The following is a 20,990-nucleotide window of genomic DNA, read 5'->3' on the forward strand; positions in this document are numbered from 1 at the left end:
CGCCTTACTGTCCATGAATAACAGGGGTAAATCACCGTAATGATGCTTCTAGGTTAAATTGACTTACTTTCTGATAATACTTTATACTGAAAGATAGATATCCATCATAATCCAATGTATGAAAAGTATATCTTTTCATGCAAAAACTAAAAACACACCCTGTCCATAAACGGTGTGTTTTTACATGATTTACGCTAATTAAATATGATATAAAACGACTTTGATTTAAAGGGAGGAACTCGAATTTTCATGTATTTTGAAAAAGACAATAAGACCTTTTTCCATAAAAGCACTTTTATTATCATTCCATTGTTATTACTATGTGCTTTTATTTTTCATTACTTCTTTTTAACATCAGATCAAATATTTTCTGGTTCAGGAGATGCATTATCTCAATTCGGATTCTTTACTTTTCTCCTGCAACATGCTTTTAAAGATGGTAATTTCTTTTGGTCCTGGAATTATGGATTAGGCGGCGACTTATTTGGAGAATTCAGTTATTACTATAGTACGGCGCCATTCTTTTGGATCACATTATTGCTTCCTAAGTTAAATATAGAGCAAATCTATGATATGAAATTATATATGAGCATTTTCAAAAGTTTTTTAGCGATGCTCTTTATGTACGGTTCTTTGCGTTATCACCATAAAACAACCTTTTCATCTTTTATTTCTGCCATTATATACGGTGGATGTATTACTTTTATTCGTCACTCTTTACTTTGGGATTTTATGGCGGATGCTATCGTTTTTCTACCACTCGTATTATGGGGATTCGATCGATATATTATAGAAAGAAAAAAAGGACTATTTCTATTTGCTACCGCTTTAATGCTAGCATCTAACTTTTATTTTGCTTTTATAACCAGTATTTTCATTTATATTTATGCATTTTTTCAATACTTTACGACACAGCAAAATAAAACGATTCAATCTTTCCTAACTTACTATATTAGGATTACTTTTTTATATGGATTATCACTCGGTTTAGTAGCCGTATTCTTTCTTCCATCTGTAAATGCTGTATTTAATGCTGATCGACTCACAAAGAAATTTGATATTCCTTTATTCTTTGAAGATACATTTTATAAAAATTTGCTGGAAAGTATTTTCTTCATCAATAACGCGGAATACTATCAATTAGCATTTCCTGTCTTGATTTTATTCTTAATTATAATCGGTTTATTTATACGTGATAAATTCGTATTGAATAAAGTATTATTTACATTCTTTATGCTTATTCTTTACATGATTCCATATACTTATTCTGTTTTTAATGGTTTTTCCGCTATGCAATATCGCTGGTACTATTTATTTTCATTTATAATTGCCCAAACGGTTGCGTACATTTTAGACTGGATGCTCCTTCATAAAAAAGAGAATAAATTGATGTATCTCATAAGTGCATTGTTAGCTACTGGCTTGTTCATTTATGCATTCATGAGAAAAGTAAACATCAATGATCAGCCATTAGACGAAGTCGATCATATGCTGATAAGTGTCATCGTAATTTCTATCCTCACAATATGTTTATGGCGCTATCTGTCTAAAATTTTCTTACAGTTCTTAGTGATCCTAAATGTTCTTATCAATGTAATTTTTATCAATTACATGTATTCAGAAAATGTACTAAGCAAACCCTTTGGACAACGAAATGTTACAAAAGAATCTTTACATGCATCTGGATACGATAATCAAGATGAAATTGCTGCTATTCGCTATATTCAAGATCATGATAAAGATTTTTACCGTGTTATTAATCCGGGCAGCCTTCGTAATACACCAATGCTTCAGGAATATCATGGTACAAGTGCTTATCATAGCCTAATCAATTATTATGTTCATGACTTTATGAAAAATAAATACAATGTTTTTCAAGGATTCGATACACCTTCTATGTTTTTCCAATTAGATAACCGACTCCTTCTTGAAAATATGTTAGGTGTGAAATATTACATATTAAGCGCAGATACCGATGCAGCTAATATTCCTTATGGCTATAAACAATTAAAACAAGTAGGGCCATATAACATTTATAAAAATGAATATGCGTTGCCATTAGGATATGTGTATGAATCAGGGATAGATGATAAAGAGTTTTCTAAACTAAACTTTGCTGAGCGAGATCAATTGTTGTTGGATGCTGTAGTCGTTGATAACATAAACGATTTTTCATTAAAACATTTTGATACAAAAAGGCTTGATGTCAAACCAGTACCGATTAAAATCGAGCAGATCCAATTCGAAAATATTGAAAACAATAACAATATGCTTACGGTTCATGAAGATGGTCGCATAATAGTACCTATTAATCCACCTAATGTTGTAGGAGACCTTCTTGTGGAATTAAAAATTAAAAATAAAGGCTCCTTCCATGCAATTGTGAATGGAAAAGACATGAGTAAAGGAGACGATGCAGGTGCATATGCATACCCATTAGAAAGATTTGTTTATAACCTTGGAAAGAACAATCATCCAAACGAATTGACGATTTCTATTACTGATAAAATCCCTGGACCAGGTGAATATGAGTTACAAGACCTGCAAGTCAACATTGTGAATTACGAAAACATCCAAGAAAAAACTAAAAAATTAACTGAAAATAGACTTCAAAATATCTCTTATAAAAATAACTATTTAAAAGGTCAAGTTAACTCAAGTAAAGACGGATTACTCTATCTGTCTGTTCCATATAGTAAAGGTTGGACTATAAAAGTAGATGGGAAAGAGACAGAATTTACGAAAGCAAACTCTGCATTCATAGGCGTTCCAATTCAAAAAGGATCTCATGTAATTGAAATGAAGTATGTCACACCTTACTTCAAATTAGGTTTGATTATATCCATTATTTCATTCATCATTTGCTCCACTTTATTATTTTTCGGACGCAAAAAAAGAAATAAAGAGCTTACCTTTTTACACAACAATAAGTAAACATACATCCAGTTCAGGCTATTCCTTCTTCTCAAATAAGGAATAGCCTGAATCATAGCACTATTACAAACAAGGAGGGTCAAAGATGACTCTTTCAATAATAGTACCCTGTTACAATGAAGAAAAAGTACTTCGAGCTTTTTATTCAGAAACTTCTCTTGAAGTTCATAAATTAGATACCGATTATGAATTTGTTTTTGTTAATGATGGTAGTAAAGATGATACATTGGATATTTTACGAGATTTAGCAAATTCAGATTCAACTGTACACTATATATCATTTAGCAGAAACTTTGGAAAAGAAGCTGCCATGTTGGCTGGCTTAAAATATGCTACAGGCGATGCAGTTGTTATTATGGATGCTGACTTACAGCACCCGCCTGCTTTAATAAAGGATATGTTAGAAGGTTACAATGACGGATATGACCAAGTGATTGCAAAAAGAACAAGAACAGGTGATTCCCCTATGCGTTCTTTCATCTCCCGTCTATACTACAAAGTTATGAATACGTTTGTTGATATTGAATTAGTCGATGGTATCGGCGATTTTAGACTTTTAAGTAGAAGAGCAGTAGATTCATTACTCTCTTTAAGCGAATACAATCGATTTTCTAAAGGTTTATTCTCCTGGATTGGATTTAAAGAATTAATCATTGAATATGAAAATGTATTACGTTCTGATGGAGAAAGTAAATGGACTTTTTCTAAGTTGTTGAATTACGGAATAGATGGCGTTATTTCTTTTAATAATAAACCATTACGCTTATCTATATACCTTGGATTACTAACAACACTTTTAGCAATCTTATACGTAATCACGACATTTATACAGATTATGATCGATGGAATTGATGTACCTGGTTACTTCACTTTAATTTCCGCTATATTATTCATCGGTGGTATCCAGCTCATCTTCTTAGGCGTCATTGGTGAATATATTGGCCGTATCTACTATGAAACAAAACGCAGACCACATTTTATTGTGGCAGAGAAAAAAGTAAGTGAAGTAAAACAAAAAGTCTAATAGGAAAAAGAAAAAGTTACTTCTATATCATCTAGAAGTAACTTTTTACTATCATAATCCCTACATAACATTTTTCTTCATATATATTCCTTTTTATAAAATACGCAACCTTTTCTTGAAAAATTATACATTCTGAAAGGATAGCATTATATTCGAGAATTTAGTATCATGATTCAAGATACTATTTTGAAATGGACGGAGGATACTATGAGCTTATTAACAGTTGAAAATTTAGGACACACATTTGGTGATCGTACTCTCTTTAAAGATGTATCCATGCGTTTATTAGCGAATGAACATGTTGGATTAGTTGGTGCAAATGGTGTTGGAAAGTCAACATTTATGAATATTATTACTGGACAACTTATTCATGACCAAGGGCGCATCGAGTGGACGCCTGGTACACATTATGGCTATTTAGATCAGCATACAATCTTAACACCTGGCCGAACAATTCGTGACGTTCTAACAGATGCCTTCTTACCTTTATTTGAGAAAGAAAAAGAATTAAATATCATTACAGAAAAAATGGCTACAGCGACACCGGAAGAATTAGAAGCGCTTTTAGACCAAATGGCTAATATTCAGGATGCCCTTGAAGCTGGTGGTTTCTATTTACTAGATATTAAAGTTGAAGAAGCTGCGCGTGGCCTCGGTCTTGATGCAATTGGTCTAGATCGTGATGTTTCTGCATTAAGTGGTGGGCAGCGTACAAAAGTATTGCTTGCAAAGTTACTGCTTGAACAACCACAAGTATTATTACTAGATGAACCTACTAACTATTTAGATGTTGAACACATTCAATGGTTAACAAACTATTTAAAAGAATACCCGCATGCATTCTTGTTAATCTCTCATGATACAGAGTTTATGAACAAATGTGTGGATGTCATTTTCCATCTAGAATTCTCCAAAATGACGCGTTATACAGCGACATATGAGAAGTTTTTAGAACTAGCTGAAATCAATAAAAATCAACATTTACAAGCGTATCAAAAACAGCAAGAATTTATTAAAAAGCAAGAAGAGTTCATCTCGAAAAATAAGGCTCGTTACTCTACAACAGGCCGAGCAAAAAGCCGTCAAAAACAGCTTGATCGCATGGAGCGAATCGATCGTCCAGAAACCGCGATTAAACCTGAATTCTCTTTCAAAGAATCTCGCGCAAGTAGCCGCTTTGTCTTTGAAGGAGAAGATGTAGAAATTGGTTACACACATCCACTATTGCCGAAACTAACAATGACAATTGAACGCGGTGAAAAAATTGCAATTGTTGGATGTAATGGTGTTGGGAAATCAACATTATTAAAAACAATTTTAGGTAAAATTAAGCCATTAAGCGGAAAAACAAGCCTTGGTGACTTCTTAGAACCAGCATATTTCGAACAAGAAGTAAAAGCTGATCATATAACACCTATCGATGATGTTTGGAATACATTCCCGAATTTAGATCAACATCAAATTCGAGCAATGTTAGCAAAATGCGGTTTAAAAAATGAACATATTACGCGCCCATTGAGTCAATTAAGCGGTGGTGAGCAAGCAAAAGTTCGTTTATGTAAGCTCATGGGTAAAGAAAGTAACTGGTTACTATTTGACGAGCCAACAAACCACCTGGATGTAACAGCAAAAGAGGAACTAAAAAAAGCAATGAAAGCATACAAAGGAACGATTCTTCTTGTATGTCACGAACCTGACTTTTACCAAGATTGGGTAACAAAAGTTTGGAATGTAGAAGAATGGGCACAATCTGACAAATAATCAATAGAGGTGGATCTGTTATGATTCACCTCTATTGATTTTAAATTATATCTATCTCATAATATTTCGCTAATCGAAGTCGAAAATCCATTAAATTATCGTAACGCTTTAAATTTGCTAACATTCCTTGAATCACTGGTATTCTTGGATTTGCTACTCTCATTTCTGCTTCTAAAACATCCAATGTAACTAATAACTCATCATTTTCTAATTCATCAGCTAAATTACGTTTAAACATAATAATTTCCTGTAGAAATTGTTCCTTCACCTGCTCTTTTATTAAGTCTGAACTGCAAAGAAGTTGTCCTAATTGTTCTTCATGCAAAACAGGTTCCTCACCAGAATTTACAAGACCTTCTACAATGTCATCCATTCTTTTTAAAATAAATGTGGAAACATGATTTAAATTAATTTCTGTTTCATTTAAAATGATTAATTCTAAATACGCTCGGGAAATCCCTTCTACTAGCACTACAAGATCTAACAAATACGGAGTGACCTTTTCACCATAAATAGACAATATACTATTTCGATAAAATGCATGTGACTCCATTTTCATGTTCATCATAAATGCTTCTACTTCTTTATTAAATGGAATTGCATTCTCCCTTGCATGCATAATAATAAATTCCTTATGCGTTTGTATATCATGAAACTGACAATATAATTGTTTGACAAATTTTTCGCGTGGTAGTAATGATTCTTTGTCAATTTTCATCATTTTACTTTGAATTTTTTCATAATAATATTTAAGAGTAGCTAGAAGCAATTCGTCTTTTGATTTGAAATATAAATAAAAAGCTCCTTTTGATATCCCGCACGCTGTTACGATTTCTTGTACGGATGTTGCGTTAACACCTTTCGCTGCAAATAACTTCATTGCCATTTCAATAATTAAGCGTTCTTTTTCTTTCATATTTTCTCTCCTAATAGAACTTTACATCATAATTTTACATTATAGTTGTTATTTCCACTTTATCTTAACAGTATTATAACATTTCTTTTTATTGACGACTGACCATTCAGTCAGTTATATTATGTGTTAGACTGACCGATTGGTCAATACATAATAAGGGAGCGCAAACATGAACAAGATCATTAACTTTTCGTTAAAAAATAAGTTCGCAGTTTGGCTATTAACCATTATTGTTACCACTGCGGGAATTTACTCTGGTTTAAATATGAAATTAGAAACAATTCCTGATATCACCACCCCTGTTGTAACAGTAACAACGGTTTATCCTGGAGCTACTCCGCAAGAAGTTGCAGATAAAATATCAAAGCCGATGGAAGAGCAACTGCAAAATTTAAACGGGGTGAACGTTGTAAGCTCCTCCTCTTATCAAAATGCATCTTCTATTCAAGTAGAATATGATTTTGATAAAAATATGGAGAAAGCTGAAACTGAAGTAAAAGAAGCAATCGCTAATGTAAAACTACCGGAAGGCGTAAAGGACCCAAAGGTTTCTCGTGTAAACTTTAATGCCTTTCCTGTTATTGCATTAAGTGTAGCGAGTAAAGACGAACCTTTAGCTACTTTAACTGAAACAGTTGAAAAAAGTATTGTTCCAGCGTTAAAAGGCCTTGATGGTGTTGCCTCTGTTCAAATTTCAGGACAACAAGTAGATGAAGTACAACTCGTCTTTAAAAAAGATAAAATGAAAGAATTAGGCTTAAGTGAGGATACGGTTAAAAATATCATTAAAGGTTCTGATGTATCTCTGCCACTTGGTCTATACACATTTAAAGATAGCGAAAAATCAGTTGTTGTAGATGGAAATATTACAACAGTTCAAGCCTTAAAAGAAATGAAGATCCCTACTATTTCAGCAGCAAGCAACCAAAGTGGGCCCGGAGCGACTTCTTCTCCTCAAACAGAAGCACCACAAATGAATCCGGGCATGACTGCTGGTATTCCAACTGTCAACCTTGAAGAAATCGCTGATGTGAAAGAAGTTGGGAAAGCTGAATCCATTTCTCGTACAAATGGTAAAGAAGCGATCGGTATTCAAGTTGTAAAAGCAACTGATGCAAATACAGTTGATGTTGTAAATGCTGTAAAAGATAAAGTGAAAGATATTGAAAAAAAATATAAAGATTTAGAGATTATTTCGACATTCGATCAAGGTACACCGATTGAAAAATCAGTTGATACGATGCTTAGCAAAGCAATATTTGGTGCCATCTTTGCTATCATTATTATCATGTTGTTCTTACGAAACATTCGAACAACATTAATTTCTGTTGTTTCCATTCCGCTTTCTTTACTCATTGCTATTTTAGTATTGAAGCAAATGGATATTACACTCAATATTATGACACTTGGGGCAATGACAGTTGCGATTGGACGCGTTGTCGATGATTCAATCGTTGTAATTGAAAATATTTACCGCCGCATGTCTTTACCAGAAGAACCATTACGCGGAAAAGACTTAATTCGCGTAGCAACAAAAGAAATGTTTATTCCTATTATGTCTTCAACAATTGTAACAATTGCGGTATTTTTACCTCTTGGGCTTGTAAAAGGTATGATTGGTGAAATGTTCTTACCATTTGCCTTAACGATCGTATTTGCATTACTCGCTTCGTTACTTGTGGCCATCACCATTGTACCGATGTTAGCTCATTCTTTATTTAAGAAAGAAAGTATGAGAGAAAAAGAGGTACACCATAAAGAGAAACCAAGTAAATTAGCAAACGGCTACAAGCGCGTACTGAATTGGGCACTTAATCATAAAATCATTACATCTAGTATCGCTGTTCTTCTATTGGTTGGTAGTCTTGCACTTGTACCAGTTATCGGTGTAAGCTTCTTACCAGATGAAGAAGAAAAAATGATGATTGCAACCTATAACCCTGATCCAGGGCAAACATTAGAAGACGTTAAAGCAATCGCAACAAAAGCCGAAACACACTTTCAAAATAAAAAAGATGTAAAAACCATTCAGTTCTCATTAGGCGGAGAAAACCCAATGAGCCCAGGTAAAACAAATCAAGCTATGTTCTTTGTTCAATACGATAATGACATAAAAAACTTTGAGAAAGAAAAAGAACAGGTGATGAAAGATTTACAAAAGATGACAGGAAAAGGTGAATGGAAAAGCCAAGACTTCGGAGCTAGCGGAGGCAGCAATGAAATTAAGCTATACGTATACGGAGATCGTTTAGAAGACATCAAACCTGTCGTGAAAGATATTCAAAATATCATGAAGAAAGAAAAGGATTTGAAAGATATCGATTCTAGCCTTTCCAAAACATATGCAGAGTACACGTTAGTCGCAGATCAGCAAAAATTAAGTAAAATGGGGCTAACTGCTGCTCAAGTTGGCATGGAACTTTCTAATCAACATGACCGTCCTGTTCTTACGACAATAAAAAAAGATGGTAAAGATATCAATGTTTATGTAGAAGCAGATAAACATGATTATGAAGCAATTGATGATTTAACAAATCGTAAAGTGAAAACCCCACTTGGCAACGAAGTAGCTGTTAAGGATGTTATGACTGTGAAAGAAGGCGAAACTTCCAATACAGTTACACATCGTGATGGGCGTATTTACGCATCCGTAAACGCAAAAATAACATCTGATGACGTTTCTAAAGCATCTGCGGCACTTCAAAAGGAAATAGATAAAATGGACCTTCCTTCTGGCGTAGAAGTTTCTATGGGCGGTGTTACAAAAGATATTCAAGAATCCTTTACACAACTTGGATTAGCGATGTTAGCGGCAATTGCCATTGTATACTTCGTTCTTGTTGTGACATTTGGCGGCGCACTTGCACCATTTGCGATTTTATTCTCACTTCCATTTACAATTATCGGGGCACTTGTTGCTCTACTCATTTCAGGTGAAACATTAAGTGTATCGGCAATGATTGGTGCGCTTATGTTAATCGGTATTGTTGTCACGAATGCAATCGTGCTTATCGACCGTGTCATTCATAAGGAACAAGAAGGCTTACCAACACGTGAAGCATTATTAGAAGCCGGCTCAACGCGCTTACGACCAATTCTAATGACTGCCATCGCAACAATTGGTGCTTTAATTCCTCTTGCACTTGGATTTGAAGGTAGCGGTTTAATTTCAAAAGGACTTGGGGTAACAGTAATTGGCGGATTAACAAGTTCAACATTACTAACACTTCTCATTGTTCCGATTGTATATGAAGTGCTCAGCAAATTTAGAAAGAAAACAGTAAAATAACCTCGCAATCGCGAGGTTATTTTTTTTGATGAAACAAGATTAGAAAATCTCCATATCCTTCTTTTTCTAAGTCTTCCTTTGGAATAAATCGAAGTGCTGCTGAATTAATGCAATAGCGAAGACCGTTTGGTCCTGGTCCATCTGGAAAAACATGGCCAAGATGTGAATCGCCTTCCCTGCTTCTTACTTCTGTACGCGTCATATTATGACTAAGGTCAATTTTTTCTTTTACACTGGCTACCATAACAGGCTTTGTAAAGCTTGGCCAACCACAGCCACTATCAAATTTATCTAAGGAAGTAAATAGCGGTTCACCAGACACGATGTCTACATATAGTCCTTCTTCTTTATGATCCCAATACTCATTTTGAAATGGAGGTTCTGTTCCGTTTTCCTGCGTTACATAAAATTGCATCTCCGTTAATTGTTCTTTTAAATGTGCATTATCTTTTGGCCAATGCTTTTTAATAAATGCATCACGTCCTGATCCTTGGCGATACAATGCATAACGGAATGCATTTTTCTTATGATAATCTTGGTGATACTCCTCAGCTGGATAGAATGTAGATGCTGGAATAATTTTCGTAACAATTGGTTTAGAAAAACGCCCGCTCTCAGCAAGCTCCTTTTTCGATGCTTCAGCTAGTTTCCGTTGCTCTTCATTATGATAAAAGATAGCTGTTTCATATGATTGCCCACGATCATGAAACTGTCCACCCGCATCTGTTGGATCAATTTGTCTCCAATACATATTTAATAATTTTTCATACGGCATTTTATCTGGGTCAAATGTAATTTGAACTGCTTCATAATGTCCTGTCGTTTCAGAACAAACTTCTTTATAAGTTGGATTTTCTTTATGACCACCTGTATAACCAGAAATGATTCTTATAACCCCTTCCATCTCTTCAAATGGTGAAACCATACACCAAAAGCAACCTCCCGCAAACGTCGCAAGCTCTACCTTTTCATTGATAGACATTTCTTTCACCTCAATTATTTGTATTCTTCTTACAGTATGGCATATATGAAATGAAGTTATAAAATGAAACTCTAATCATTGTTTTTTCATCCCCACTGATTATGAACCCTCACCAATCGGGCTGTTACAGGCATCTACCTCTTGGGGTGGGAGTCTTACTGCCCTAAAATAGCAGGATAAAAGAAAAAGCATCCTTATCTGATGCTTTTTAAGACTCTATTTTTTCATTAGCCCCTTTTTCGATTTCATCGCTCGTGACATCTAAAACATCCAATAGGAACATAAAGACTGGGATACCAATGATTAGCCCCCAAACACCTAGAAAATGCTCAGAAAAAATCAATACCATAAATGTATAGAAAATAGGTAGGTTCGTCTTTTGTGACATAAATTTTGGATTTAATACGTAACTTTCAAGCGCATGAATAACAGCCACAATAATTAATATATAGATAACATAAGTAATGCTACCAATATTATATGCGATCATGCAAAGTGGAAATAATGAGATAATTACACCCGCCACCGGAATTAAACCTAATAGAAAGATCATTAATGATAGACCAAGTAACTGTGGAAATCCTAAAATCCATAGTGCAATCACGGATAGCACACAATTCACAATAGCAATTAAAAATTGTGCTTCAATTACCTTCCCAAAAGAACGCGCAAATTTCTTCCCAAAGTATTCAATTTCATTATAGAAAATAGCAAGTTTGCTCTCTTTAAACTTTTCTGTAAATGCAACAATACGTGCTTTTTCCAACAAGAAGAATAAGCTCAAAATTAAAGAAAGTAAAAATTGCAAACCGAATTTCCCAACATTTGCAATGGACTTATAAATAATATCTACACCTTGCCCTATATACTTCGAAAGCTCCATATGATTAATCGCATGAATAGAAGCCTTTATCATATCATTATCTGGTGGATTTTTAAGGAATACATTAAATTGATAAATTAATTGTGAAATTTGTACTGTTAACACAGGTAGATATTTAAATAATGTAATTGTAATTCCACCAACAAACATGACATATAAAAACGCTATAATAATTTTTCGGTTAATCAGCATAAAATGATCGAGTTTTCTAGAAATAAATTTCTGGAATCGATCCATTAAATATGTCAGGATAAACGTAATTAAAATTAAATTAAACATGCTTTTTAGCCCATATAATATAAGAGCTAATAATAAAAGTATCAGTAACCTTTGAAATCCTTTGCTTTGAAACAGGTTTTTCATTTGCATAATCGACGAGTAATCTCTCCTGTCCTATAAAGTAAGACTTATCATAAGTAGGTTCTCTTTCTCTTCCCCACAAATTTTTTGTGTTGATTAAAATCCATTTCTTATCTTCTTTCTGCTAGATTAAGATCTGGCCTTTCCTTTCTATTTTACAATATAATAGTCCTTTTCAGAACGCATTATATAAAGTATTAATAAAGATTTAAGGAAAAATAAAATAGGTCATACCACTACTGTAACATAAAAAGCAAGCTATCAGTAGAAATCTGTTCTACAAATAGCTTGCTTCTATCAGGATTAAACTGATATCTGATTACGCAATCAGCGGCATAAACAATGGAATAACAACAACTGTTACAACCCCAACTACTGTTACTGCAATACTTGCCATCGCTGCTTCCACTTCACCCATTTCAATTCCGACTGCAACGCCGAGTGCGTGTCCTGCTGTTCCTAATGCTAATCCTTTCGCAATTGGATTTTTGACCCTAAATGTTTTTAAGAATAATGCTCCAAGCGCATATACAATTACCGCGTTAAAGATAACAGCAAAAGATGTAATGGCTGGAATACCACCGATACTTTCTGATAAAGGCAATGCAATTGCTGTTGTTGCTGCTTGTGGCAACATAGAATTCATAATAGCTGTATCTAAATGAATAGCTTTTGCAACAATGAACACAACCACTACTGAACAAATAGAACCGACAATGATAGCAGATAAGATTTGCCACCAATATTTTTTCAATTTATCAGCTTGTTTATATAATGGAATTGCAAAAGCAATTGTAGCTGGCTCTAGAAAGAAGCTAATGATTTTACCACCAGTATTATATTCTTCAAATGTGAAATTTCCAACCTTTAAAAAGCCAATCCCTAATACCATTGCTACAAATAGCGGTGTAAATAAGAAAAATTGTTTTGAGTGCTTAAATAAGAATGTTCCGATCCCGTATGCAATTAATGAAACAACAATTCCGAAATATGGAGTCATTGTACTTGCCATGTCCATTACCTCCTAACCACGTATACAATCTATTACGCAACTTTTCCGTGCTTATGTCCTTTACCTAAAGTGTCTAATTGTTTTGTATCTATCGGTTCTTTTCCACCTTTTCCTAGAATAAATTGAGCAAATAAACCTGTTACTGCTAATAAAATAACTGTTGCAACAACAATTACAGTGATGATTTGTACAAAATATTGCCCCATTACCCCAAGAGAATTGATAACGGAAATTCCAGATGGAACGAATAAGAAGCCGATAATGCCTGTTAATGCCGTTCCAAGTGACTCAACCTGTTCCAATTTAATAATCTTTAAGCATAATAAGCTAAATAAAATGACTAATCCAATTACTGAAGAAGGCATTGGAATTGGTAAATGTGATGCAATCATATGAGAAACTAACATAATAGCTGAAAAAATAAATGCTTGTGATAAAAAACTATATACTTTTTTTGTACTCATTTTGGCCACCTCTTTCGATTTGGTACCTTTATTGTATATGATGTAAACGCTTAGGTAAGCGTTTACAAATCGGAACGTCGAATATGGAGAATCAGTTACAAAAATTACAGGATGAAATACAAAAACTGCTTCTTAAATACGAAGCAGTTTTTTTAATTCCTTTGCATATGTACGACTTACTGGTACTTTCGATCCATCTTTCATAATTAAATTATAAGTAGAGTTAAACCAAGGTTGTACTTCTGAAATATGATTTACATTTGCAATAAAACTACGATGAACTCTCATAAACATCGTTTGTGGTAATTTTTTCTCTAAAATAACAAGCGTATCATGAGTTACATATGTTTCTCGAATTGTCTTTACAGTTACTTTTCCATCTACCAGTCCTACATAGACAATATCTTCCATACTTACAAGAACAATGGATTCTTCGATTGGAAGTGCAAGTTTATGCATCTCAGCAGTTACATCCGGTACTTTCATATCTACCTTCTTTTCTATTTCACTTTGCTTTCTCTTTTTATATTTTTTTAATGTTTGTGCGATGCGTTCTTCATCAAATGGCTTTAAAATATAATCTAATGCATCGACTTCAAATGCTTGTAATGCATATTGATCATATGCTGTCGCAAATACAATAGCTGGCGGACTTTTCATCTTTTTTAGTATGTTTGCAATTTCAAATCCGTTATCATCTGAAAGCTGAATATCTAAAAAAACAATATCTGGTTTATCATCCATCAATATTTCTAAAGCATCTTCTATACAATCTGCCTCTTCAATTTCATCTACTTCTTTCGTTCGTTGTAATAAATATTTCAGCTCATCTCTTGCTAACATTTCATCATCTACTACTAATACCTTTACCACTACTTCCTTCCCCCTCTACATATTGAATCGGAATTGCAAAGAAAACTTCGGTTCCTTTCTGTAATTCACTTTGAATATGAAGTGTCGTTTCTTTCCCAAATAACCCTATTAACCGTTCGTTAATGTTATATAAAGCTGTACCTGTTCCTTTTTTGGATGTTACAACAGCTTTTCCTAATTGTTCTAAACGCTCTTGTTCAATCCCCTGACCGTTATCCTTCACTTTAAAATGAATCAAATCATCTTCAACGTGCGCATACACTTCTACTTGGCAAATCGGTTGCTTCTTCGGAAATGCATGTCTAAGAGCATTTTCAACTAACAATTGAAGCACAAATGGTGGAATTAACATTGTCTTTAATCCTTCGTCTATATAGGTTTTAACCTCATATTTATTTGGAAATCTCGCTTGCTCTAACGATAAATACGCATTCACATGATTCAGCTCTTGCTCTAGTGGAATCAACAGCTGCCGCGCTCCTTGTAAGTTACAACGAAAATAGACGCTAAGCTGTAGTAAGAGCTTCCTTGCTTTTTCTACATCTGTACGACAAAGTGCTGAAACTGTATTAATCGCATTAAATAAGAAATGTGGGTTAATTTGTGCTTGTAACGCTTTGATTTCAGCATCTTGAAGCAATTTACTTTGAAGCTCTGCTTCCCCTAATTCAAGCTGGGTCGAGAAAATTTTTGCTAATCCTTCTGCTAGTTCCTCTTCCACACGACTTAACTGATTTGGATTTTTAAAATATAACTTTAATGTCCCAATTGTATTGCCGTGCGATGTTAAAGGAATAACAATTGCCGCTTGTAATGGACAGTCTTCATGCTGACAGTTAATGACTTCTCTTGATTTCGCCTTCATTATTTTCCCTGTATGTAATACTTTTTTTGATAATCCCGTAATTAAACTATGCGAAGGGATATGATGATCCGATGCTAATCCCACATGTGCTAATATTTTTTTTGTATCTGTTAAGGATACCGCATCCGTTCCCGTAAAACGATGGATAATTTGTGCCACATGTTTACATGATTCTTCTGTCAACCCTTGACGAAAGTAAGGTAATGTTTTATCAGCAATTCGAAGCACTTTATGCGTTTGTAATGCCTTTGCATTCTCTTCCTGTCGCAAAATTGCTTGCACCATGGAAAGTAAAATAAAACTACCAAAACCATTTACAAAAATCATCGGCATCGCAATCGTTTTCACTATATTCCATCCATCTTTCACAATAAATAAAATCATAACCATTTCCACCGAAACAATAACCACACTTAAAAACGCTGAATACTTAGGTGTAACTGTACGATTATACTTTTGAAAAATTCGGCCAATATATCCTGTAATGATCCCTGCTAAAATAGATGAAATAGCACAGCTAAAAGCTGTCGTCCCCCCTAGCATATAGCGATGAATACCAGAAATAAACCCAACACCAATTCCGACAATGGGTCCCCCTAGTAAACCGCTAATTCCGACACCCATAATACGCGTATTTGCAATCGTACTTGACGAGGAAACGCCTTGTAACCAATTTTCATTCATAATTGTATTTCCTGCAATTTCAATTCCTGTGTAATTGCTTACAATTGTAAATAATGAAAAAATACAAATTAGCATAAGCTTATCCTTATATCCATCTTGTTTATGAAGGAGGTGTCGAAAAATTCGAATATGCGAAAGTAAAAAACCTAATATAACAATTAATCCAACGCGCTCAATCATCATGAGTACTAAATCTAACATCTTTAGTCCTCCTTTATTTATTTTGTTCATTTTATTATCGAAAAATAATGAAGTGAACGTCAAGGAAAATCATCTATCATTTATAATCTTTCACAATAATATCCTTAAAAACTATCTTTCATATTTGACAATAGAATCGAAGAGTGCTAATAATAAGGTAATTTAATTGCAGTCCTTTAACACAACCCCGTGAGGTTGAGAAGGAAGTCGGAATATAAAAAAAGCAGGCCCATTCTTTTCAATGGATACGCCTGCTCTTTAGGCCTTCTCACACAACTGACGTGAGAAGGCCTTTTATTATTCTTCCATAGTGACTGTATAAAAGTAAGGGGGAGTAATAATGGACATAACAAATGAATCAAAAGCAAAACGTTATAAAACATTGTTTGGCTCTGCATTAGGGTATGCAGCAGAGGGATTAGATATGTTACTTCTATCCTTCGTACTCGTTTACATTTTGAAAGAATTTCACTTAACACCAGTAGAAGGCGGAAACCTTACATTAGCAACAACTATTGGGATGCTAATTGGTTCCTATTTATTTGGATTTATCGCTGACTTATTGGGTCGCATTCGAACAATGGCTTTTACTATTTTATTATTTTCACTTGCAACTGCACTCATTTATTTCACAACAGAATATTGGCAATTATTAATACTTCGTTTTCTAGTAGGAATGGGTGTTGGTGGAGAATTTGGTATCGGAATGGCGATTGTAACAGAAACATGGTCTAAGGAAATGCGGGCAAAAGCAACTTCCGTTGTTGCACTTGGATGGCAGTTTGGAGTACTCGTTGCTTCACTCCTTCCAGCCTTTATCGTTCCACACTTCGGCTGGAGAGCTGTTTTCTTATTTGGTCTCATCCCAGCTTTACTTGCCATATATGTTCGTAAAAGCTTAAGTGAACCGAAAATTTGGGAACAAAAACAACTATATAAAAAAGAATTGTTACAAAAAGAGCGCCAAGGAACTTTAACAGCTATGGAAGCAGAAGAGCTCCAACATATGAAGAAGTTTCCTTTACGTAAGCTATTTTCTAGTAAAAAAGTAACGATGACAACAATTGGACTTATTATTATGTCTTTCATCCAAAACTTTGGATACTATGGTATTTTTACATGGATGCCTACAATTTTAGCAAATAAATATAACTATACATTGGCAAAAGCAAGCGGCTGGATGTTCATTTCTACAATTGGAATGTTAATTGGAATCGCAACATTTGGCATTTTGGCTGATAAAATTGGACGCCGTAAAACATTTTCCCTTTATTATATAGGCGGTACTATATATTGTTTGATTTACTTTTTCCTCTTTACAGACGCAACATTATTACTGTGGGGAAGCGCCTTACTTGGTTTCTTTGCAAACGGCATGATGGGAGGATTCGGAGCAATATTAGCTGAAAACTATCCATCCGAAGCACGTTCCACAGCTGAAAACTTTATTTTCGGTACTGGACGCGGCTTAGCTGGATTGGGACCAGTTATTATTGGATTATTGGCGACAGGCGGTAATTTATTTGGTGCTCTATCCCTTGTCTTTATCATTTATCCACTAGGCCTTCTCACCATGTTTATATGCGTTCCTGAAACGAAAGGAAAAGAATTGGATTAATAAAAAGGTTTGTCCCATAAAGCAGCCTATATGAGCAATTCGACACAAAACTTTGCTTCTACTAAAAAATGCAAAAAGAGCTCGTCCAAAAGTTATGTTTTGAACGAGCTCTTTACATTTTGGATAAAATGATATTCGTGATTCATTTTTATTTCTTAACATTATGAAAAAAATTAGGGGTCAAAATGTCGTTTGGATAAGGTTTATGATATATATGAGTGGTAGCTGGCGATAATGGCGGAATTAGCCATACCCAATTTCCAGTCACAACGCGACCACATGCCGCCTCTTGTTTTTCAAATTGAGCAAATTGCTGCGCTGCTGTATGGTGATCAACGATACTTACTCCCTGTTTTTTAAATGAATATAAGACAGCTATATTTAACTCGACCAACGCCTTATCTTTCCATAACGTACTATTTCTAGTTGTATCTAAATTCATTATTTCTGCAATAGCTGGCAGTAAATGATAACGATCCACATCAGCTAAATTACGAGCACCAATCTCAGTCCCCATATACCATCCATTAAAAGGAGCTGCTGTATAAGAAATTCCGCCAATTTCTAAACGCATATCTGAAATCATCGGTACACCATACCACTTCACTCTAAGAGAGGAGAATGGGTATTCTGGATGTTCAATATTTACTTCTTTTACTTCTTCTTTCGGAATCTCCTTATATACAGGTTCTTGCCCATCAATTGAGAATACAAGTGGTAACACATCAAAATTCGTTCCTTCCCCACTCCATCCTAGTTTCTGGCAAAAAGATGTAAAGGAAGAGGAATGCGGATCTCCAATCACACCTGTTTCCGTTTTATATCCTGCATAGCGAATTAATTGGTGATTATAGATGCGAATATGATTCTGTTCATCTCTATACTGCTTAAAAATCGTAATGGTTGGCCTAATTTTCCCACCATTTGTCGCATATTGAATATGATGAATTAGTGCACGATATACACCTTCCTCATCATTGATCTCCCGAGCATCCAATATATGCATTTTATTCCAAAACAGTCTTCCAATACATCGATTACTATTTCGCCAGGCCATCCGTGCCCCATGAACTAGTTCCTCAAAAGTATGTTCATATGTACCTGTCTGCTCGATTTCCAACACAACTTGATTCATACGTTCTTCTATTTGTTTTTCTTTACCGAGTTCTTGATAGCAAGTTGTAATAAATTTTCTTGCCTCATCTATTAATACCCTCATTTTATTCATAAAAAATCTCCTTTTGTTTCAACAAAACGCTACTATTTTACAGTATAAGCAAAAAGAAACGTAGGAACAAACCAAATTATTTTACATTATTAACAAACAATCCTTTTCAGAAAATAAATAGAATTGTTTGTTTTATTGTTGACTTATTCAAAAAACAAGTGTATTTTTGAGTTAGGTAAATTTTTTTTACCATGGGCAACTTCAGAAGAAAAGGGGGGGAGGTTTATGTCTTCATTTCATTTGCCTAAGCTTTCATATGACTATGATGAATTAGAGCCCTACATTGATGGTGACACTTTGGCGCTTCATCATGGAAAGCATCACGCAACATATGTTAAAAATTTAAATGCTGCTTTAGAAAATTATAAAGAATTGCAGAACAAGCCTTTAGAAGAATTACTGAGCCATTTAAATGAACTACCACCCGATATTATGACAGCAGTCAGAAATAATGGTGGTGGGCATTACTGCCACAGCCTTTTTTGGGAGGTCATGAGTCCGAAAGGCGGAGGCGAACCTAATGGAGACGTTGCAAAAGTCATTGATTATTACTTTAATACCTTTGATAACTTCAAAGATCAGCTTTCCAAAGCGGCCATTAGTCGATTCGGAAGTGGATATGGATGGCTTGTACTGGATGGGGAACAACTCTCTGTTATGAGTACACCAAATCAAGATACACCACTACAGGAAGGAAAAATTCCGCTACTTGTAATCGATGTATGGGAGCACGCTTATTATTTGAAGTATCAAAATCGTCGTCCAGAATTCGTTACAAATTGGTGGAATACGGTCAATTGGGACCGTGTGAATGAAAAGTATTTACAAGCAATTCAATCACAGAAACGTTAGTCATGCGTATAAGGTAAATTTGGTAATGTAAACTAGTATCATCGAAATCCTCCAAAATCCCCTGGATTGCCACCGGGGGATTTATGTATAAATTACCTTAGCTGTTCAATATAATATTGCAGTACATCATTTATATTCGTTTTTACCCAATTAAATCGAAATCCTAACTCTTTTGCTTTCGTATTATCAAGCGTACAATTTAGTATTTCGTTATATGGGGCTATAGGATCTCTCTTTGTTTCAATATAGGCTCTTATACCTGTATGTTCCTCAATATATTCAATCACTTCACGCATAGAAATCGTGTCATTACTACATGCATTAATCGGCCCTTCCGTCTCTATTGTACTAAGCCATGCTAGAAAATCTCCTGCTTCTTTCTCATGTATAAAGGACATTCTTCCCTCTATATCCTCCACTCCAAAAGGGGTTTGTTTTACAATATGATCTACATAAAACTGCAACCTCTTTGTATAATCATTTTCTCCGATTACAACCGGAAATCGAACCGCTATAACTGGAAATGTCGCATATGTAAATAGAACAGCTTCTGCTAATCGCTTCCCTTCTTCATAAGAGAAATCCTTTCTATCTCCATAAACAATTGGATATTGATACGAATCAAAATCATCCTCCTTCAGAGATAATGCTGGCTCATAAACAGCCATTGAAGACGTCATAATATATTTTCCTACTTTCTTTTGCAGGACATTGCATATTATTTTTGCTGTATTAGGGTTATAACATAAATTATCGTACACAACATCATAAAACTCTCCATCCAATAATTCTTGCAGCATTTCCTCATCTTCACGATTTACAATAAGCCTCTTTATGCGATTGCCAAACTCATCTGCTGTTACCCCTCTCGTTGCAATCGTCACCTCATGTTTCTCTTGCAACAGTTTCTCAACTAACCGTTTGCCAAAAAAACGTGTTCCCCCTAAAACTAATATCTTTACCATATCCGTCATTCCTTCCCATTCCCTATTTTAAAATAACGAAATCAATAACCTCTTTTATGTTACTAAATTTCCTCACAAA

15 protein-coding genes and 1 pseudogene are annotated in these 20,990 nt (G+C 34.6%); 6 read left to right on the top strand and 10 right to left on the bottom strand.

Translation table 11 applies throughout. The annotated features are described in order from the left end of the window. Positions 1–249: 249 nt before the first annotated feature. The 3 genes from MR056_RS07485 (at position 250) to MR056_RS07495 (ending at position 5,719) form a co-directional block, all read left to right on the top strand. Entirely contained in the window at positions 250–2,934 is a 2,685-nt protein-coding gene (locus MR056_RS07485) for a YfhO family protein (RefSeq protein WP_087099595.1), read from the top strand. 85 nt (positions 2,935–3,019) lie between these two features. Next, positions 3,020–3,958, top strand: coding sequence for a glycosyltransferase family 2 protein (locus MR056_RS07490; RefSeq protein ID WP_087099597.1), 939 nt, complete (start codon positions 3,020–3,022; stop codon positions 3,956–3,958). A 150-nt stretch (positions 3,959–4,108) separates the two neighbouring features. Beyond that, positions 4,109–5,719, top strand: a complete 1,611-nt coding sequence (locus tag MR056_RS07495) for an ABC-F family ATP-binding cassette domain-containing protein (RefSeq protein ID WP_081428421.1) — start codon at positions 4,109–4,111, stop codon at positions 5,717–5,719. A 40-nt stretch (positions 5,720–5,759) separates the two neighbouring features. Here the strand turns inward: MR056_RS07495 and MR056_RS07500 are convergent, their stop codons facing one another. Then, on the bottom strand, positions 5,760–6,635 hold the full coding sequence (locus MR056_RS07500) for a TetR/AcrR family transcriptional regulator (protein WP_087099599.1): 876 nt from the start codon (positions 6,633–6,635) through the stop codon (positions 5,760–5,762). A 169-nt stretch (positions 6,636–6,804) separates the two neighbouring features. Here MR056_RS07500 and MR056_RS07505 point away from each other — a divergent pair, with 169 nt between their 5' ends. Beyond that, complete coding sequence (locus tag MR056_RS07505; protein ID WP_087099601.1) at positions 6,805–9,924, top strand: efflux RND transporter permease subunit; 3,120 nt, start codon at positions 6,805–6,807, stop codon at positions 9,922–9,924. A 16-nt stretch (positions 9,925–9,940) separates the two neighbouring features. Here MR056_RS07505 and msrB read toward each other — a convergent pair whose 3' ends face one another. From msrB to MR056_RS07535, 7 genes and pseudogenes are all read right to left on the bottom strand, one after another. Then, the gene (gene msrB, locus MR056_RS22585; protein ID WP_375293709.1) at positions 9,941–10,426 is read right to left on the bottom strand and encodes a peptide-methionine (R)-S-oxide reductase MsrB; all 486 of its coding nucleotides are present in this window, start codon (positions 10,424–10,426) and stop codon (positions 9,941–9,943) included. 15 nt (positions 10,427–10,441) lie between these two features. Then, positions 10,442–10,906: pseudogene (gene msrA / locus MR056_RS22590) on the bottom strand (peptide-methionine (S)-S-oxide reductase MsrA); the annotation flags it as partial. Between the two features lie 208 nt (positions 10,907–11,114). Then, positions 11,115–12,158: an AI-2E family transporter gene (locus tag MR056_RS07515; RefSeq protein ID WP_087099605.1), complete on the bottom strand. Its 1,044-nt coding sequence runs from the start codon at positions 12,156–12,158 to the stop codon at positions 11,115–11,117. Between the two features lie 310 nt (positions 12,159–12,468). Beyond that, on the bottom strand, positions 12,469–13,161 hold the full coding sequence (gene lrgB / locus MR056_RS07520; protein ID WP_012096403.1) for an antiholin-like protein LrgB: 693 nt from the start codon (positions 13,159–13,161) through the stop codon (positions 12,469–12,471). 32 nt (positions 13,162–13,193) lie between these two features. Continuing rightward, a complete protein-coding gene (gene lrgA, locus MR056_RS07525) occupies positions 13,194–13,625 on the bottom strand; it encodes an antiholin-like murein hydrolase modulator LrgA (RefSeq protein ID WP_012096404.1) in 432 nt (143 codons plus the stop codon). 132 nt (positions 13,626–13,757) lie between these two features. Next, a complete protein-coding gene (locus tag MR056_RS07530) occupies positions 13,758–14,498 on the bottom strand; it encodes a LytR/AlgR family response regulator transcription factor (RefSeq protein WP_012096405.1) in 741 nt (246 codons plus the stop codon). Further along, entirely contained in the window at positions 14,473–16,248 is a 1,776-nt protein-coding gene (locus tag MR056_RS07535; RefSeq protein ID WP_242136538.1) for a sensor histidine kinase, read from the bottom strand. Before MR056_RS07535 ends, MR056_RS07530 begins: the two co-directional genes overlap by 26 nt. Positions 16,249–16,588: 340 nt before the next feature. Between MR056_RS07535 and MR056_RS07540 the strand changes: the two genes are divergently transcribed. Beyond that, positions 16,589–17,866: an MFS transporter gene (locus MR056_RS07540; RefSeq protein ID WP_087099609.1), complete on the top strand. Its 1,278-nt coding sequence runs from the start codon at positions 16,589–16,591 to the stop codon at positions 17,864–17,866. Between the two features lie 148 nt (positions 17,867–18,014). Here the strand turns inward: MR056_RS07540 and MR056_RS07545 are convergent, their stop codons facing one another. Next, on the bottom strand, positions 18,015–19,094 hold the full coding sequence (locus tag MR056_RS07545; protein ID WP_012096408.1) for a nitric oxide synthase oxygenase: 1,080 nt from the start codon (positions 19,092–19,094) through the stop codon (positions 18,015–18,017). A 225-nt stretch (positions 19,095–19,319) separates the two neighbouring features. On the opposite strand from MR056_RS07545, the gene sodA reads away from it, so the two are divergent. Beyond that, positions 19,320–19,946: a superoxide dismutase [Mn] gene (gene sodA, locus MR056_RS07550; protein WP_012096409.1), complete on the top strand. Its 627-nt coding sequence runs from the start codon at positions 19,320–19,322 to the stop codon at positions 19,944–19,946. A 92-nt stretch (positions 19,947–20,038) separates the two neighbouring features. Here sodA and MR056_RS07555 read toward each other — a convergent pair whose 3' ends face one another. After that, positions 20,039–20,911 (bottom strand): NAD-dependent epimerase/dehydratase family protein, encoded by an 873-nt coding sequence (locus MR056_RS07555; protein WP_048723594.1) that lies wholly within the window; start codon positions 20,909–20,911, stop codon positions 20,039–20,041. Between the last annotated feature and the right edge of the window lie 79 nt (positions 20,912–20,990).

Source organism: Bacillus cereus group sp. BfR-BA-01360, from assembly GCF_022663595.1.
Lineage (GTDB): Bacteria > Bacillota > Bacilli > Bacillales > Bacillaceae_G > Bacillus_A > Bacillus_A cytotoxicus.

Excerpts from the sequence above, each read along its gene's own strand:
- MR056_RS07485 (WP_087099595.1), top strand. The coding sequence starts at position 250 with ATGTATTTTGAAAAAGACAATAAGACCTTTTTCCATAAAAGCACTTTT.
- MR056_RS07490 (WP_087099597.1), top strand. The coding sequence starts at position 3,020 with ATGACTCTTTCAATAATAGTACCCTGTTACAATGAAGAAAAAGTACTT.
- MR056_RS07500 (WP_087099599.1), bottom strand. The coding sequence starts at position 6,635 with ATGAAAGAAAAAGAACGCTTAATTATTGAAATGGCAATGAAGTTATTT.
- MR056_RS07505 (WP_087099601.1), top strand. The coding sequence starts at position 6,805 with ATGAACAAGATCATTAACTTTTCGTTAAAAAATAAGTTCGCAGTTTGG.
- MR056_RS07515 (WP_087099605.1), bottom strand. The coding sequence starts at position 12,158 with ATGCAAATGAAAAACCTGTTTCAAAGCAAAGGATTTCAAAGGTTACTG.
- lrgB (WP_012096403.1), bottom strand. The coding sequence starts at position 13,161 with ATGGCAAGTACAATGACTCCATATTTCGGAATTGTTGTTTCATTAATT.
- lrgA (WP_012096404.1), bottom strand. The coding sequence starts at position 13,625 with ATGAGTACAAAAAAAGTATATAGTTTTTTATCACAAGCATTTATTTTT.
- MR056_RS07535 (WP_242136538.1), bottom strand. The coding sequence starts at position 16,248 with ATGTTAGATTTAGTACTCATGATGATTGAGCGCGTTGGATTAATTGTT.
- MR056_RS07540 (WP_087099609.1), top strand. The coding sequence starts at position 16,589 with ATGGACATAACAAATGAATCAAAAGCAAAACGTTATAAAACATTGTTT.
- MR056_RS07545 (WP_012096408.1), bottom strand. The coding sequence starts at position 19,094 with ATGAATAAAATGAGGGTATTAATAGATGAGGCAAGAAAATTTATTACA.
- sodA (WP_012096409.1), top strand. The coding sequence starts at position 19,320 with ATGTCTTCATTTCATTTGCCTAAGCTTTCATATGACTATGATGAATTA.
- MR056_RS07555 (WP_048723594.1), bottom strand. The coding sequence starts at position 20,911 with ATGGTAAAGATATTAGTTTTAGGGGGAACACGTTTTTTTGGCAAACGG.